Raw genomic sequence first — 15019 nt, forward strand, 5'->3', positions numbered from 1 at the left:
CGCGTGGCATCAAGGCTGCGCAGCAGGACACACGGAGCATTGTCATGCGCAGCATGACGGGCGGAACATGGTCAGCGTCACCGAACATTACGAGGCCTATCCCTATCCCGAACGCGACCCCGCGGACGAGGCGACGCGGCTGATCGTCGGCTCTCCGTCGCACCCGTGGGAGATCGACCACTGGCTGTTCGGCGGGAAGCGCGACTGGGCGCGGCCCTTCCGCGCGCTGGTGGCGGGCGGCGGCACCGGAGACGGGCTGATCCAGCTGGCGCAGGTCCTAGCCTGGGCGGGCGTGGATCACGATATCACCTATGTCGACCTGTCCACGCAGGCGCGCGCGGTGGCCGAGGCGCGGGCAAGCGCGCGCGGGCTGACCGGCATCCGGTTCCAGACCGGATCGCTGCTGGAGGCGGGCGATCTGGGCACGTTCGACTACATCGATTGCTGCGGCGTGCTGCATCACCTGCCCGAGCCCGAGGCGGGGTTCCGCGCCCTGCGCGCGGCGCTGGCGCCCGGGGGCGGGATGGGCTTCATGGTCTACGCGCCCTACGGCCGCAGCGGCGTCTATCCCTTGCAGGAGGCGTTCGGCGCGCTGTTCGCGGGCCTGCCGCCCGAGGCGCGGCTGGCAAAGGCCCGCGCGATCGTCGCGGCGCTGCCCGAGGGGCATCCGTTCCGGGCCAACCGCAACCTGGGCGATCACGAGGCCTCGGACGCGGGATTCTACGACCTTCTGCTGCACGGGCAGGACCGGGCGTTCGCCGTGGACGAATTGCTGGCGACGCTGGCGGCGACGGGCTGGCGGCTGCAGGGCTTCGCGACGCCCGCGCTTTACGATCTGAAGCGGATCATCGCGCGGCCCGATGGCATGGACGACGCCACGGCCATGAGCGTGGCCGAGAAGCTGCGCGGCACGATTCGGATGCACATCGCCTATGCCGTGCCGGCCGAGGACGATCGCAAGCCGGCGCGCGGCAGCGAGCGGACGCTGGTGCCCCGGCTGCGCGGGGTGCAGGCGGCCGCGCTTGCCAAGGCGGTCGCGCAGGAGCGGGATATTCCCTTGACCCTGAAGGAGGCGCAGGCGGTGCTGCGCCTGCCCAAGGCCGCCGCACCGCTGATCGCGGCGATCGACGGGCGCCGGTCGCTGACCACGATTGCGCAGGCTGCGGGCCTTGATCCGATCGCGTTCGGCGGCGCATGGGCGGCAGTCGAGCGCGAGTTGGTCGATTGGGGGCTGCTGCTCTACTCGGGGCTCGGCGCGGGCGGGCGACGCTGATGTGCGGGCGCTTCGCGATCACGCTGCCGCCCGACGCGATGGCGCAGCTGTTCGAGGCGCGGCCCGACAACGACCTGCCGATGGTGCCGAACTACAACGTCTGCCCCACCGACCGGATCCACGTGGTCCGGTCCGAGGACGGCGGGCGGCGGCTGGTGGCGATGCGCTGGGGGCTGATCCCGCGCTGGTACAAGGCGCCGAACGACGGCCCGCCGCTGTTCAATGCGCGCGCCGAGACGGTCGCGGAAAAGCCCGCCTTCCGCGAGGCCGCCCACGCGCGGCGCTGCCTGATTCCCGCGTCGGGCTGCTACGAGTGGACGAAGGACCCGTCCGGCGCGCGGCTGCCCTGGTACATCCGCAAGGCGGACGCCGCACCGCTGGCCTTCGCCGGCCTCTGGCAGGACTGGACGCGGGACGGCGAGACGCTGCGCACCTGCACCATCGTCACTTGCGCCGCGGCCGGCGAGATCGCCGCGATCCACCACCGAATGCCGGTCATCGTGGCGCCCGAGGACTGGGCGAAATGGCTGGGCGAGGCGGGCCACGGTGCGGCGACGCTGATGCGCCCCGCGCCCGCGGGGACGCTGGTCCTGCACCGGGTGGACCCGGCGGTGAATTCGAACCGCGCATCGGGTCCGGACCTGATCGTTCCCAACAGCGCCTGAGCCCGGCTTGACGACAGGCGAGGCTTCGCATACCTCTGCGATCAGCGCGGGCATGGTGAAATGGTATCACACGAGCCTTCCAAGCTCTTGGTGCGGGTTCGATTCCCGCTGCCCGCTCCACCCTCCGACAGCCGGAACGACGCCAGCGGTGCCGATGCGCGGCAATGCGACGCTTGACCCTGACCGCCCACGTGGCACAACCGCCCAAACATCTGGGAGGGGCCATGGCCCACGGACCGACCACCGTATCCACCGACGACGACCGCGAGAAATCGCGCAAGCTGAGCTCGCTGCGCGCTCTGTGGCCGTTCATGCGCCCCTACAAGGGCCTGATGGCCGCGGCGATCACGGCGCTTGTCCTGACGGCGACCGTGGCGCTGGTGCTGCCGCTGGCGGTGCGGCGGGTGGTCGACAACTTCAACGCGGCCGAGGGCGCGCTGCTGGACCGCTACTTTGCCGCCGCGCTTGGGATCGCCGCACTTCTGGCGATCGGCACGGCGCTGCGCTACGCGCTGGTCACGCGGCTGGGCGAGCGCGTGGTGGCCGACATCCGCAAGGCGGTGTTCGACCGGGTGATCGGGTTGTCGCCGGCGTTCTACGAACGGATCATGACCGGCGAGGTGCTGAGCCGGATCACCACCGACACCACGCTGATCCTGTCGGTGGTGGGGGCGTCGGTGTCGATCGCGCTGCGCAACGTGCTGCTGTTCGCGGGCGGGCTGGTGCTGATGCTGGCGACCTCGCCCAAGCTGACGGGGCTGGTGCTGCTGATCGTGCCGGCGGTGCTGGTGCCGATCATCGTGCTGGGCCGCCGCCTGCGCGTGCTGAGCCGCGAGAACCAGGACTGGATCGCGCAATCGTCGGGCAACGCGTCCGAGGCGCTGGGCGCCGTGCAGACGGTGCAGGCCTACACCCACGAGGCCGCGACGCGGGGCACCTTCGCCCACGTGACCGAGCAGAGCTTCCAGTCCGCACGCACCCGGATCACCACCCGCGCCGCGATGACCGCGATCGTGATCTTCCTAGTCTTCACCGGCATCGTCGGCGTGCTGTGGGTCGGCGCGTGGGACGTGCGCGCGGGCGAGTTGACCGCGGGGACGCTGATCCAGTTCGTGATCTACTCGGTGATGGTCGCGGGCGCCGTCGCCGCCCTGTCCGAGATCATCGGCGAGTTGCAGCGCGCCGCGGGCGCGACCGAGCGGCTGATCGAGCTTCTGCACGCGACCGACGCGGTGCGCGATCCCGAGACGCCGCAGACGCTGCCCGAGCCGGTGCGCGGCGAGATCGTGTTCGACAAGGTCTCGTTCATCTACCCGGCACGGCCCGACGTGCCCGCGCTGGACGCGGTCGATCTGGTCGTGAAGCCGGGCGAGACGGTGGCGCTGGTCGGGCCCTCGGGAGCGGGCAAGACGACGATCGTGCAGCTTCTGCAGCGGTTCTACGACCCGCAGGAGGGCGCGATCACGCTGGACGGCGTGGACCTGCGCGCGATGGCGCGGACGGATTTTCGCCGCCACATGGCGCTGGTGCCGCAGGACCCGATGATCTTCGCGGCCTCGGCCGCCGACAACATCCGCTTCGGCCGCCCCGGCGCCTCGATCGAGGATATCGAGGCTGCCGCACAGGCCGCCGCCGCGCACGAATTCATCAAGGCGCTGCCCGACGGTTACGACACCTATTTGGGCGAACGCGGCGTGATGCTGTCGGGCGGGCAGAAGCAGCGCATCGCGATCGCCCGCGCGATCCTGCGTGACGCGCCCGTGCTGCTGCTGGACGAGGCGACCAGCGCGCTGGACGCCGAGAGCGAGCGCGCGGTGCAGCAGGCCGTCGACCGGCTGGCGCAGGGGCGCACGACGATCATCGTGGCGCACCGGCTGGCCACGGTGAAGAAGGCCGACCGGATCGTGGTGATGGACCAGGGCCGCATCGTGGCCAGCGGCTCGCACGACCGGCTGGTGGAACAGGACGGGCTTTACGCCCGGCTGGCGCGGCTTCAGTTCACCGACGGAATCGCTGCCGAGTAACCTGCTCGCGGCGCGCCGGTGGGTGCGCCGCAACGCTGCGTCAGTCGCCGTTTCCCTTGCGTCGCCGCGTCTTGCGCGGATTGCACGATCTTCGCACAATGCCGGAAAAAACACCGTCATTCGGGAGGAGAACCGGACATGACCTACGCGGGAATGGCCGATCGCGACGCGATCGAGGCCGAAGGTCCTTGGGAAGCGCGCGACATTCCGAAAACGCTGTGGCAGCAGCTGTGCCGGACCGCCGATGCCTTCCCCGAAAGACCGGCGATGAGCTATCAGCTTCTGTCCGGAGCGAAGGACAAGGCCGAGACGCTGTCATGGTCCGAGTTGCGCGCCCGCACCGCGCAGGCGGCGAACCTGTTCCGCTCGCTCGGGATCGGCGAGGACGACGTGGTGGCCTACGTCCTGCCCAATTGCAACGAGACGATCACCACGCTGCTGGGCGGTGCCGTCGCGGGCATCGTGAACCCGGTCAACCCGCTGCTCGAGCCCGAGCAGATCGCCTCGATCCTGCGCGAGACGAAGGCGAAGGTGGTGGTCACGCTGAAGCCGTTCCCCAAAACCGACGTGCCGCAGAAGGTCGAGGAGGCCGTGCGCCACGCGCCCGGCGTGCACACGATCCTGCAGGTCGACCTGAACCGCTACCTGACGCCGCCGAAGTCGTGGATCGTGCCGCTGGTGCGGCCCAAGCTGAAGGGCGGCAGCCACGCCGACGTCAAGGATTTCGGCAAGGAAGTGGCGAAACAGCCGCGCACGCTGCAATTCGAGGACAGCACCGGCGACCGGGTGGCGGCCTATTTCCACACCGGCGGCACGACCGGCATGCCCAAGGTCGCGCAGCACAAGTATTCCGGCATGATCTACAACGGCTGGCTGGGCGCGCGCCTGCTGTTCGACGAGACCGACGTGATCATGTGCCCGCTGCCGCTGTTCCATGTCTTCGCGTGCCACGTGATCCTGATGGCGTCGCTGTGTTCCGGCGCGCAGGTCGTGTTCCCGACGCCCGCAGGCTATCGCGGCGACGGCGTGTTCGACAACTTCTGGAAGCTGTGCGAGCGCTGGAAGATCACCTTCGTCATCACGGTGCCGACGGCCGTGTCGGCGCTGATGCAGCGCAAGGTCGATGCCGACATCAGCAGCGTCAAGACGGCGTTCTCGGGCTCGGCCCCGATGCCGCTTGAGCTGTTCAAGCGGTTCGAGAAGGCCTGCGGCGTGACCATCTGCGAGGGCTATGGCCTGACCGAGGCGACCTGCCTGGTCAGCGTGAATCCCGTCGACGGCGTCAAGAAGGTCGGCAGCATCGGCATCCCGTTTCCCTACACGGACGTCAAGATCACGAAGCTGGCGAACGGCGAGCCGGTGGAATGCGAGATCGACCAGATCGGCGAGATCTGCGTGTCGAACCCTGGCGTCTATGCCGGGCACACCTATACCGAGGCCGACAAGAACGCCGACCTGTTCCACTACGGCAAGTACCTGCGCACGGGGGACCTTGGGCGCATCGACGCCGATGGCTACCTGTGGATCACCGGCCGGGCCAAGGACCTGATCATCCGCTCGGGCCACAACATCGACCCGGCCGATATCGAGGAGGCGCTGCTGACGCACCCGGCGGTGGCCTTCGCGGGTGCGATCGGCCAGCCGGACGCCTACGCGGGCGAGTTGCCCTGCGCCTTCGTCGAACTGGTCGCCGGGGCCGAGGTGACCGAGGAGGAACTGCTGGACCACGCCCGCGTGCACGTGCACGAGCGCGCGGCGCATCCCAAGCACATGACCATCCTGCCCGAACTGCCCAAGACCGCCGTGGGCAAGATCTTCAAGCCGGACCTGCGCAAACACGCGATCAGGCGGATCTACAACGAGGCGCTGGAGAAGGCGGGCCTGGATGCACGCGTGGTCGCGGTGATCGACGACAAGAAGCGCGGACTGGTCGCGCAGGTCGAGGGCAACGGCGCGTCGGATGCCGAGATCGGCAAGGTGCTGGGCGACTTCACCCGGCCGTGGGAAGCGGCCGGCAAGGCCAGGGCCGCCTGAGCGCAATCCGCCTTCGCCGCACGATGGTTCGGCGAAGGCGGGGCGCACTGCCCGGTTCCTGCGGGATTTGACCGGGGTATTCATCGGCAGAAGAAACGCTCGTGGACCGCGTGGAGCCGGTCAGGCGTGGGTCACCCTCGGGTCGATCGGGCGCAGGTCGAGCGCCAGGATCTCCTCGATCCGGCGGGCGATCTGCAGCAGGCGCCCCTCGCCGCGCGGGCGGCCGATCAGTTGCAGGCCCACGGGCAGGCCCTGGGCGTTGAACCCGACGGGGATCGACATCGCGGGCAGGCTGCACAGGGTGGCGAGCATCGCGAAGCGCAGCCAGTCCAGGTAGTCGCGGCTGTCATGGCCGTTGACGCTGGGCGGGTACTCGGTCTCGACCGGAAGCGGGAACAGGCCGACGACCGGCCCGGCGAGCACGTCGTGGTGCGTCATGAAGTCCGCCATCGCCGCGTAGAGGCGCGTGCGGGCCGAGTGTGCGTCGGCGACCGTGTCGGCGTCGAGCGCGCGGCCCTCGGCGATGTTCTGGCGCAGCGTCGCCTTGTAGTGGCGTGTGACGTCCTCGGGCGTCTCGCGCGCGTCGACCCAGAAGCCGAAGGCGCGCAGGGTGCGGAAGATGTCCTCGGTTCCTGCGCTGGGCGGCGCGGTTTCCTCGACCGGCAGGCCGCCCGCGTCGATGCGGCCGACGGCGTCGCGCAGCGCCTGTTCCATCGCGGGCTCGATCGGGGCGAGCCCGCCGAGATCGTGCGAGAAGGCGATGCGCACTTCGCCCGGGACCTGGCGGCAGGTGTCGCGGTAGGGCGTGGCGGGCGCGGGCCAGGACAGCGGCGCGCGCGGGTCGCAGCCCGTCATTGCGTCCAGGAACAGGGCGCAATCCTCGACGTTGCGGGCCATCGGGCCCTGCACCGGCATGGAATCGAAGGCGTTGGTGGCCGGTCCGCCCCAGGCCACGCCGGGCGAGGGGCGCAGGCCGACGATGCCGCAGTAGGCGGCCGGGGTCCGCAGGCTGCCGCCGAGGTCCGAGCCGTGGCTGAGCCAGACCTCGCCCGTGGCGAGGCCCGCCGCAGCACCTCCGGACGAGCCGCCGGCGTTCTGCCGCGTGTCCCACGGGTTCCGGGTGGGGCCGAAGATCGCGTTGAAGGTGTTGGCCCCGGCGCCGAGTTCGGGCGTGTTTGTCTTGCCGATGACGATGGCGCCGCGATCCTCCATCCGCTCGACCAGCGGGTGGCTCTCCTCGGGGACGTGATCGGCGAAGGCCTGCGTGCCCCAGGTGGTGCGCACGCCGGCGACGGGCGTCAGGTCCTTGATGCCCACGGGCAGTCCCGCCAGCAGCGTCGCCGGCGGCAGCGCGCTTGCGGCGGCGCGTGCCCGGTCGGGGCAGGTCGTGACCATCGCGTTGATCGCCGGGCCGGTCTGCTCGATGCGCGCAAGGCTGGCCTCGACGAGGTCGTGCGCGGAGACTTGGCGCGCGGCCAGCGCATCGAGCGCCTCGCAGGCCGTCAGGCGGCAGAGGTCGGGGCCGGTAAAGCCCGGTCGGTCAGTCTTCATGGGGCACCGCGTGTTTTGAGGCGTCCGGCAGACGCTAGCACGGCCGTGTGCGGGCGAACAGAGAGCGCGGCGCGCCGGTCACGGCGTCACCCCGACGGGTCGTTCAGGACGATCACGTTGCGGCGCGCACCGCCGCGGCGGGTGTCGTCGATGGCCTCGTTGATCCGGTCGAGCGGCCAGCGGCCCGAGATCAGCTCGTCCAGCTTCAGACGGCCCTGGGCGTAGAGGTCGGCCATCCACGGAATGTCGCGCGAGATCACGACGTCGCCCATCTTCGAGCCGATGAAATGCTGCCCCAACAGGGCGGGAATCACCGGCTCGTAGGTCGCCTTGGCGCCGGCCTCGGGCATGCCGACCATCACCATGCGCCCGCCCCATCCAAGGTAGCGCGGCGCGTCGTCGTAGGCCTTCGTGTTGCCCACCGTGACGGCGACGAGATCCGCGCCCCGGCCCAGCGCGCGCAGGGCACGGCGCCAGGGCTTCGGGTCGGTCGCCAGCACGCCGTGCGTGGCGCCGAAGGCCTTGGCGGTCTCCAGCTTGGCCTCGTTCATGTCGACGGCGACGATGCGGCGGGCGCCCGCGATGCGCGCGCCCTGGATCGCGTTCAGGCCAACGCCGCCGGCGCCGATCACCACGACGTCCTCGCCGGGGCGCAGGCGGCCCGCGTTGACCACCGCGCCGATGCCGGTGATCACCCCGCAGGCCAGCAGCGCCACCGACTCCGGCGGCAGCTCGGCGGGCAGGGCAACGACCTGGCTGCGGTGGACCACCACGCGCTCGGCGAAGGCGCCGCAATGCATCGCGGCCGCGACCTCGGTGCCGTCGGCGCGGGTCAGCTTGGTGGGCGCGTCTGCGGTCTGTTCGCACAGGGCCGGGCGGCCGGTGGTGCAGGACCGGCAGGTGCCGCAGGACTTGATCAGCGTGACCACGACGCGGGTGCCGGGTTCCAGCCCGGTGACGCCGTCGCCCAGTGCCGTGACGCGGCCCGCGGCCTCGTGGCCGTAGACGGCAGGCAATGCGCCGCCCCAGGCGCCCTCGGCGAAATGGATGTCGGAGTGGCAGATCGAGACGGCGTCCAGCGTCACCTCGATTTCGTCCGGACCCGGATCGCGCAGGTGCAGGGTCTCGATCGTCAAGGGTTCGTTGAACGCGGTGCAGACCGCGGCCCGGATCTGTGGCATCGTGTTCCTCCTGTTTCGGGCAGAGGACCAGCGCACGGGCGCGGGTGCAAGCGCGAAGCGCGCTCAGCCGGCGATGCGGTCCAGCAGGCGGGCGAGTGCATCGGGGGCCGACAGGAAAGGCGAATGCGAGGTCGGCAGCGCGTGGCGGTCCTCGGGGGCGAAGTCGGCGGCCATGCGGTGCTGGAAGACGGGCGGGATCGCGCCGTCACGCTCGCAGACGATGTAGCTGCGGGGGACGCTGGCATAGCGTTCGCCCAGGACGGCAGGCGTCTGCATCGGCGCAAGGGGCTGGTCGGACAGGTGCGCGAGGGCGAAGTCCACCGCCTCGTCGCTGCAATCGTGGTAGAACAGGTCGCGCGCCATGGCGGGGTCGAAACGCATGCTGACGCCGTCGTCGTTGCGCCGGATCGCGGGCACCAGCGGCTGGGTCGGCGCCTCGCGCCGCATCTGCGCAAGGCTGAGGCCGGGCCAAGGCACGTAGGAGCACAGGTAGACGAGGCGCGCGATCCGTTCCGGCGCGCGCTCGGCCGCGACGGAGATCGGATAGCCGCCCATGGAATGGCCCACGACGATCGCCGGTTCGTCTAGCGCGGACAGGATCGCGTCGGCGTAGCTCTCCAGCGTCACCTCGGCCAAGGGCGTGGTGTCGGCGCCGTGGCCGGGCAGGTCGATGGCGCGCGCCTCGTGTCCCAGCGCCTGCAGCGTCGGGATCGTGTCGCGCCAGCACCACGCGCCGTGTGCGGCGCCGTGGATCAGCAGGAAGCGCGCCACGTCGCTAGAGGCCCTGGGCGCGCAGGAAGCGGGTCAGGATCGCGGCGTATTCCTCGGGCTTTTCCACGCAGGGCAGGTGGCCCGCGCCGCGGATCAGCTCGTGTGACGAACCGGGGACGAGGTCGGCGGTCTCCTTCACCAGGTCCGGCGGGGTGGACCCGTCCTCGGAGCCGGAGATTGCCAGCACGGGCAGACGCAGGCCGGCGGTGGTGGACATGAAGTCGGTGCCGGCGATGGCCGCGGCGCAGCCGGTCCAGCCCTGCGGGGGCGTGCGCAGGAACATGTTCCGCCATGCGCGGAATTGAGCCGTCTCGCGGAAGGGGGCCGAGAACCAGCGCTGCATCGTGCCGTCGACGGCCGAGTGCATGCCGGCGGATTCGACCTGCGCGATGCGGTCGGCCCACATCTCGCGCGTGCCGATCTTGGCGGCGGTGTTGGACAGCACCGCGGCGCGGATCAGGTCCATCCGCTTGGCCGCGAGGCCCTGCGCGATCATGCCGCCGATCGACAGGCCGACGAAGACGGCGTTGGTGAAGCCCGTATGCTCCATCAGCCGCTCGGCGTCGGTGATCAGCTTGCCCATCGCATAGGGGCCGTCGGGGCAGTCGGACAGGCCGTGACCGCGCTTGTCGAAGCGCAGGATGCGCAGGCCGGCGGGCAGGTGCGGCAGGATCGGGTCCCACAGGCGCAGGTCGGTGCCCAGCGAGTTGGCGAAGACGACGGGCATGCCGTCCGGATCGCCGTCGATGCGGTAATGCAGGCTGATGTCGCCCAGATCGGCCATGTGCATGGTGGTGCCCTCCGGTGTTTCAGGGATTGGTAGCGCAGCCGCCGCCCCGCCGGAAGGGTCGAGACGAAAACGGCCCCGGCGGGGGTGCGCCGGGGCCGTATCGTCGCGGTGTCGCGAGGCGTGGTTCAGGCGATCTCGACCAGCTCGATGTCGAACTTGAGGTCCTTGCCCGCCAGCGGGTGGTTGGCGTCCAGCGTCACCTCAGTGTCGGTCACGTCGGCCACGGTCACGGGCATGACCTGCCCGGTGGGCGTCTGGACCTGCAGCTGCGTGCCGACCTCGAGCGGGATCTCGTCGGGGATCTCGGTGCGCGGAACGGCCTGCAGCGCCTGCGGGTTGGGCTGGCCATAGGCTTCGTCGGCGGGAACCTCGACGGTCTTCTTGTCGCCGACGCTCATGCCGGGGACGGCGGATTCGAGGCCGGGGATGATCTGGCCGTCGCCGACCTTGAATTCCAGCGGCTCGCGGCCGGCGGAGCTGTCGAAGGTCGATCCGTCCTGGAGCGTGCCGGTGTAATGGATGCGAACGGTGTCGCCGGTCTTGACCTGCGTCATGGGGTGTCTCCGTCTGTTTGGAAGTGCGTTGATGGATGAGGCCGGGTCGCTTCCCGGGTGCTCGTCGTGCTCTGCTGCCTTCAAAGGTAAGGTCTGCGGCGGCAGTTTGCAAACAATGGCCCGGTGCGGCCGATCCGCCCGGTGCGCGCGTCAAGTGCCTTGGCGCCGCCGCTGCGCTGTGGGACGCTGCCCGCGACCGCCCGATGGAGAGACCGGATGCCGCATTTCACGACCAGCGACGGGATACGCCTGCACTACACGGACGAGGGGCAGGGGCGCGCGCTGCTGTGCCTGCCCGGGCTGACGCGCGACGGGCGGGATTTCGACTTCGTGGCGCCGCACCTGGGCGATACGCGCCTGATTCGGCTGGATTATCGCGGCCGCGGCCGAAGCGACTGGGCCCCGCCTGAGACCTACACCGTTCCGGTCGAGGCGCGCGACGCGGTCGAATTGCTCGACCACCTGGAGCTGCCGCGCGCGGCGGTGCTGGGCACGTCGCGGGGCGGGCTGATCGCCATGATGCTGGCCGCGACGGCGAAGGACAGGCTGGCGGGCGTCGCGCTGAACGACATCGGCCCCGAGATCGCCGAGCCCGGGCTGGACGTCATCAAGGCCTATCTGGGCCGGCGGCCGGCGCAGAAGACGATTCGCGAGGCCGCGGCGCGGCGGGCCGAGGTGATGACCGGTTTTGTGGCTGTGCCGGAAAGCCGCTGGCTGGAGGAGGCCGAGCGCCTGTTCGTCGAGAACCGGGACGGGCTGGACCTGACCTACGATCCCGCGCTGCGCGAGGCGGTGCTGGAAAGCAGCGCGCAGCCGGCGCCGGACCTGTGGCCGCTGTTCGACGCGCTGAAGGGCCTGCCGCTGTGTGCGCTGCGGGGCGAGAATTCGGACCTGTTGACGCCCGAGACCTTCGCCGAGATGCAGCGCCGCCGGCCCGACATGATCGCGGCCGAGATCCCGGGCCGCGGCCATATCCCGTTCCTGGACGAGCCGGAGGCGCTGGATGCGCTGCGGCGCTGGCTGCGGATGCTGGACGGCTGACGGCGCTCGTGCCTGCGGCACGTCGCCCCGCCCACCGTCCCGCAACAGGTCAGTCCTGGAGCAGGACGCGGGTGGGGTGCAGTTCGCCGGCGCGGAACACGCCGACCGCCACGGCGCGGCCCTCGTAGGACGCCCAGGCCTCGTCGCCGTATTCGACGTCGCCCGGAAGCACCGTGCCGGGATTGCCGTTGCGCAGGCGCGCGACGCCGTCGGCGGTGGTGCGCAGTTCGGGCAGGTCGTGCAGGCCGGTTTCGACCGGCAGCAGGCGGGCGTCCAGCGCCTCGGTCTGCGCCTCGGCGTCGATCTGGTCCAGCGTCACGCCATCCTCGACCTCGAACGGGCCGGACCACGTGCGGCGCAGCGTGACCACGTGGCCGAGACAGCCGAGCGCGCGGCCGAGGTCGCGGGCAATCGAGCGGACGTAGCCGCCCTTGCCGCAGACCATCTCCAGCACGACGTGGTCGGGGTCGGGGCGGTCGATCAACGTGAGTTCCTCGACCCAGAGCGGGCGGGCCTCGATCTCCATCGCCTCGCCGTCGCGGGCGCGCTTGTAGGCGCGTTGGCCGTCGATCTTCACGGCGCTGAATTGCGGCGGGACCTGCATGATGTCGCCCACGAAGGCGTTCAGCGCCTCCTTGATCTCGTCGTCCGAAGGGCGCGTGTCGCTGCTCTCGATCACCTCGCCCTCGGCGTCGTCGGTGTTCGTAGCCTGGCCCAGCCGAACGGTGAAGCGGTAGGCCTTCAGCGCGTCGGTGATGTAGGGAACCGTCTTGGTCGCCTCGCCCAGCGCGACGGCCAGCACGCCGGTGGCGGCGGGGTCGAGCGTGCCGGCATGGCCCGCCTTCTTCGCCTGCAGCGCCCAGCGGACCTTGTTGACCACGGTGGTCGAGGTCAGGCCGGCGGGCTTGTCCACCACCAGCCAGCCGGAAATGTCGCGGCCCTTGCGCTTGCGTCCCATGGTGATCCTTCGATGTTCGGTGAGGCGGGCCGCTTAGCAACGGGTCGCCGGTCTGTCAACTTGGCCGGTCTGAAGTTCGACGGGCCACGAGGGCAATTTTCGGGTATCGTCCGAACACTTTATCGGAGGGCTATCCATGACCGTGCTGGAAGACGTGTCGGATCTTCTCAAACAGCTCTCGCCGCAAGCGATGTGCGACGATTGCATCGCCGAGCGGCTTAACCTGTCTTTACGTCAGCACGCAAATCACAAGACGCGCGAACTAGCTTCAATGAGCGGTTTTGTTCGACGCGATAGTCGCTGCGCCTGCTGCGGTGCCGGCAAACGAGTGATCGCCTACATTCCTTAAGCAGGGTTTCAGGCTCGCGTGCCGGAAAACCGCGCCTGCCAGTCCTCGCGCTCGGCGTCGGTGATCTTGCGGAAGGTCACGTCGGGCACGGTGAAGGCGTGGCCGGGTTTCAGCGTCTGCAGCGCGGCGGGCACGTCCTCGGGCCAAGCGTCGTCGGTCGCCATCGCCTCGCGCAGCTGCGCGCTGGCGTCGGGGATGAAGGGCTGCGAGACGATCGCGTAGAGCCGGATCAGGTTGAGCGCGAGGCGGATCTGCATCGCCGCCTGCTCGGGGTCGGTCTTGAAGGTCGACCAGGGGGCCGCTTCCTGCAGGTATTCGTTGCCAAGGACCCAGGCCGCGCGCAGGGCGGCGGCGGCCTTGCGGATCTCGATCGCCTCCATGTGCGTCTCGTATTCGCGCAGCTTGGCGGTCAGGTCGGCGATCAGGCGCTCCTCGATCTCTCCGGGCGTGCCGCCCTCGGGGACCGCCTCGCCGAACTTCGAGCGGCAGAACTTGGTCACCCGGCTGGCGAAGTTGCCCAGCACGTCGGCGAGGTCCTTGTTCACCGAGGTCTGGAAGTTTTCCCAGGTGAACTCGGCATCCGAGTTTTCGGGCGCGTGGGACAGCAGCCACCAGCGCCAGTAATCCGCCGGCAGGATTTCCAGCGCGTTGTCCATGAACACGCCGCGCCCGCGCGAGGTCGAGAACTGCCCGCCGTCGTAGTTGAGGTAGTTGAACGACTTGATGTAGTCGACCAGCTTCCACGGCTCGGCCGAGCCGAGGATCGTGGCCGGGAAGCTGAGCGTGTGGAAGGGTACGTTGTCCTTGCCCATGAACTGGGTGTAGCGCACGTCGTCGGCGCCCGCGTCGGTGCGCCACCATCGCTGCCAGTCGTCGCCTTTGCCGGCATCGACCCATTCCTGCGCGCAGGCAATATATTCGATCGGTGCGTCGAACCAGACGTAGAAGACCTTGCCTTCCATGCCCGGCCAAGGCTCGTCGCCGCGCTGCACGGGGATGCCCCAGTCGAGGTCCCGGGTGATGCCGCGGTCCTGCAGGCCGTCGCCGTCCGTCAGCCACTTCTTGGCGATCGAGGTCGTGAGTACCGGCCAGCCCTCGCGCGTGTCGATCCACTTCTCCAGCTCGTCCTTCATGGTCGACTGGCGCAGGTAGAGGTGCTTGGTCTCGCGCATCTCGAGGTCGGTGGCGCCCGAGATCACGCTGCGCGGGTTGATCAGGTCCACGGGGTCGAGCTGCTTGGTGCAGTTGTCGCACTGGTCGCCGCGGGCGCTCTCGAAGCCGCAATTGGGGCAGGTGCCCTCGATGTAGCGGTCGGGCAGGTATCGTCCGTCGGTGGGCGAATACATCTGCGTCTCGGACACTTCGCGGATCAGCCCGGCCTCGTCCAGCGCCTTGGCGAAGGCCTGCGTCAGGCGGTGGTTCTGGGGCGAGGAGGAGCGGCCGAAATGGTCGAAGGACAGGCGGAAGCCCTGCGCGAGATCGTTCTGCACCTGCCACATCTCGGCGCAGTATTCGGCGACCGGCTTGCCGGCCTTCTTGGCGGCCAGCTCGGCGGGGGTGCCGTGTTCGTCGGTGGCGCAGAGCAACAGCACCTCGTGGCCGCGGGCGCGCAGGTAGCGGGCGTAGAGATCGGCCGGCAGCTGGCTGCCCACGAGATTCCCGAGGTGCTTGACGCCGTTGATGTAGGGAATGGCGGATGTGATCAGGTGCCTGGCCATGGCGCGTGTCCCTTCTTCGGTTCGCGCAGCATGTAGCGGATGGCGTGGGCCGCTGCCACCGGGAAAAGGCTTGCTTCTTCGGTGTATGTCGGTCCTGCGGCGCCACGCGC

Annotated in this window: 13 protein-coding genes and 1 tRNA gene; 7 read left to right on the forward strand and 7 right to left on the reverse strand. The window is 69.9% G+C overall.

All coding sequences use genetic code 11. The features are described from left to right. Window positions 1-67: 67 nt before the first annotated feature. The 5 genes from BLW27_RS09890 (at window position 68) to BLW27_RS09910 (ending at window position 5996) form a co-directional block, all read left to right on the forward strand. On the forward strand, window positions 68-1273 hold the full coding sequence (locus tag BLW27_RS09890) for a class I SAM-dependent methyltransferase (protein ID WP_089882732.1): 1206 nt from the start codon (window positions 68-70) through the stop codon (window positions 1271-1273). Beyond that, window positions 1273-1938, forward strand: coding sequence for an SOS response-associated peptidase (locus tag BLW27_RS09895; RefSeq protein ID WP_089882734.1), 666 nt, complete (start codon window positions 1273-1275; stop codon window positions 1936-1938). The genes BLW27_RS09890 and BLW27_RS09895 overlap by 1 nt, the downstream gene beginning before the upstream one ends. Window positions 1939-1984: 46 nt before the next feature. Further along, a tRNA-Gly gene (locus BLW27_RS09900) sits at window positions 1985-2058 on the forward strand. A 104-nt stretch (window positions 2059-2162) separates the two neighbouring features. After that, window positions 2163-3962, forward strand: a complete 1800-nt coding sequence (locus BLW27_RS09905; protein ID WP_089882928.1) for an ABC transporter transmembrane domain-containing protein — start codon at window positions 2163-2165, stop codon at window positions 3960-3962. Window positions 3963-4100: 138 nt separating this feature from the next. Beyond that, the gene (locus BLW27_RS09910; protein WP_089882736.1) at window positions 4101-5996 is read left to right on the forward strand and encodes an acyl-CoA synthetase; all 1896 of its coding nucleotides are present in this window, start codon (window positions 4101-4103) and stop codon (window positions 5994-5996) included. Window positions 5997-6116: 120 nt separating this feature from the next. On the opposite strand, the gene BLW27_RS09915 is transcribed toward BLW27_RS09910, so the two are convergent. The 5 genes from BLW27_RS09915 to BLW27_RS09935 form a co-directional block, all read right to left on the reverse strand. Continuing rightward, entirely contained in the window at window positions 6117-7547 is a 1431-nt protein-coding gene (locus tag BLW27_RS09915; protein WP_089882738.1) for an amidase, read from the reverse strand. Between the two features lie 86 nt (window positions 7548-7633). Then, complete coding sequence (locus BLW27_RS09920; RefSeq protein ID WP_089882740.1) at window positions 7634-8728, reverse strand: Zn-dependent alcohol dehydrogenase; 1095 nt, start codon at window positions 8726-8728, stop codon at window positions 7634-7636. 63 nt (window positions 8729-8791) lie between these two features. Further along, window positions 8792-9499: an alpha/beta fold hydrolase gene (locus BLW27_RS09925; RefSeq protein WP_089882742.1), complete on the reverse strand. Its 708-nt coding sequence runs from the start codon at window positions 9497-9499 to the stop codon at window positions 8792-8794. A 4-nt stretch (window positions 9500-9503) separates the two neighbouring features. Then, a complete protein-coding gene (gene pcaD / locus BLW27_RS09930) occupies window positions 9504-10289 on the reverse strand; it encodes a 3-oxoadipate enol-lactonase (RefSeq protein WP_089882745.1) in 786 nt (261 codons plus the stop codon). A gap of 125 nt (window positions 10290-10414) precedes the next feature. Further along, the gene (locus BLW27_RS09935; RefSeq protein ID WP_089882748.1) at window positions 10415-10843 is read right to left on the reverse strand and encodes an FKBP-type peptidyl-prolyl cis-trans isomerase; all 429 of its coding nucleotides are present in this window, start codon (window positions 10841-10843) and stop codon (window positions 10415-10417) included. Between the two features lie 216 nt (window positions 10844-11059). Here BLW27_RS09935 and BLW27_RS09940 point away from each other — a divergent pair, with 216 nt between their 5' ends. Then, window positions 11060-11884: an alpha/beta fold hydrolase gene (locus BLW27_RS09940; protein WP_089882750.1), complete on the forward strand. Its 825-nt coding sequence runs from the start codon at window positions 11060-11062 to the stop codon at window positions 11882-11884. A gap of 49 nt (window positions 11885-11933) precedes the next feature. Here BLW27_RS09940 and truB read toward each other — a convergent pair whose 3' ends face one another. Continuing rightward, window positions 11934-12842 (reverse strand): tRNA pseudouridine(55) synthase TruB, encoded by a 909-nt coding sequence (truB, locus tag BLW27_RS09945; protein WP_089882752.1) that lies wholly within the window; start codon window positions 12840-12842, stop codon window positions 11934-11936. A gap of 136 nt (window positions 12843-12978) precedes the next feature. Between truB and BLW27_RS09950 the strand changes: the two genes are divergently transcribed. After that, window positions 12979-13191, forward strand: coding sequence for a hypothetical protein (locus BLW27_RS09950; protein ID WP_089882754.1), 213 nt, complete (start codon window positions 12979-12981; stop codon window positions 13189-13191). 8 nt (window positions 13192-13199) lie between these two features. Here the strand turns inward: BLW27_RS09950 and metG are convergent, their stop codons facing one another. Then, window positions 13200-14909, reverse strand: a complete 1710-nt coding sequence (gene metG / locus BLW27_RS09955; RefSeq protein ID WP_089882756.1) for a methionine--tRNA ligase — start codon at window positions 14907-14909, stop codon at window positions 13200-13202. Between the last annotated feature and the right edge of the window lie 110 nt (window positions 14910-15019).

Source organism: Citreimonas salinaria (genome assembly GCF_900107235.1).
In the GTDB taxonomy this organism is placed as follows: domain Bacteria; phylum Pseudomonadota; class Alphaproteobacteria; order Rhodobacterales; family Rhodobacteraceae; genus Citreimonas; species Citreimonas salinaria.

Coding starts and splice junctions, on each gene's coding strand:
- BLW27_RS09935 (WP_089882748.1), bottom strand. CDS start 10,843: ATGACGCAGGTCAAGACCGGCGACACCGTTCGCATCCATTACACCGGC.
- BLW27_RS09920 (WP_089882740.1), bottom strand. CDS start 8,728: ATGCCACAGATCCGGGCCGCGGTCTGCACCGCGTTCAACGAACCCTTG.
- BLW27_RS09905 (WP_089882928.1), top strand. CDS start 2,163: ATGGCCCACGGACCGACCACCGTATCCACCGACGACGACCGCGAGAAA.
- BLW27_RS09910 (WP_089882736.1), top strand. CDS start 4,101: ATGACCTACGCGGGAATGGCCGATCGCGACGCGATCGAGGCCGAAGGT.
- BLW27_RS09950 (WP_089882754.1), top strand. CDS start 12,979: ATGACCGTGCTGGAAGACGTGTCGGATCTTCTCAAACAGCTCTCGCCG.
- truB (WP_089882752.1), bottom strand. CDS start 12,842: ATGGGACGCAAGCGCAAGGGCCGCGACATTTCCGGCTGGCTGGTGGTG.
- BLW27_RS09890 (WP_089882732.1), top strand. CDS start 68: ATGGTCAGCGTCACCGAACATTACGAGGCCTATCCCTATCCCGAACGC.
- BLW27_RS09915 (WP_089882738.1), bottom strand. CDS start 7,547: ATGAAGACTGACCGACCGGGCTTTACCGGCCCCGACCTCTGCCGCCTG.
- BLW27_RS09940 (WP_089882750.1), top strand. CDS start 11,060: ATGCCGCATTTCACGACCAGCGACGGGATACGCCTGCACTACACGGAC.
- metG (WP_089882756.1), bottom strand. CDS start 14,909: ATGGCCAGGCACCTGATCACATCCGCCATTCCCTACATCAACGGCGTC.
- pcaD (WP_089882745.1), bottom strand. CDS start 10,289: ATGCACATGGCCGATCTGGGCGACATCAGCCTGCATTACCGCATCGAC.
- BLW27_RS09895 (WP_089882734.1), top strand. CDS start 1,273: ATGTGCGGGCGCTTCGCGATCACGCTGCCGCCCGACGCGATGGCGCAG.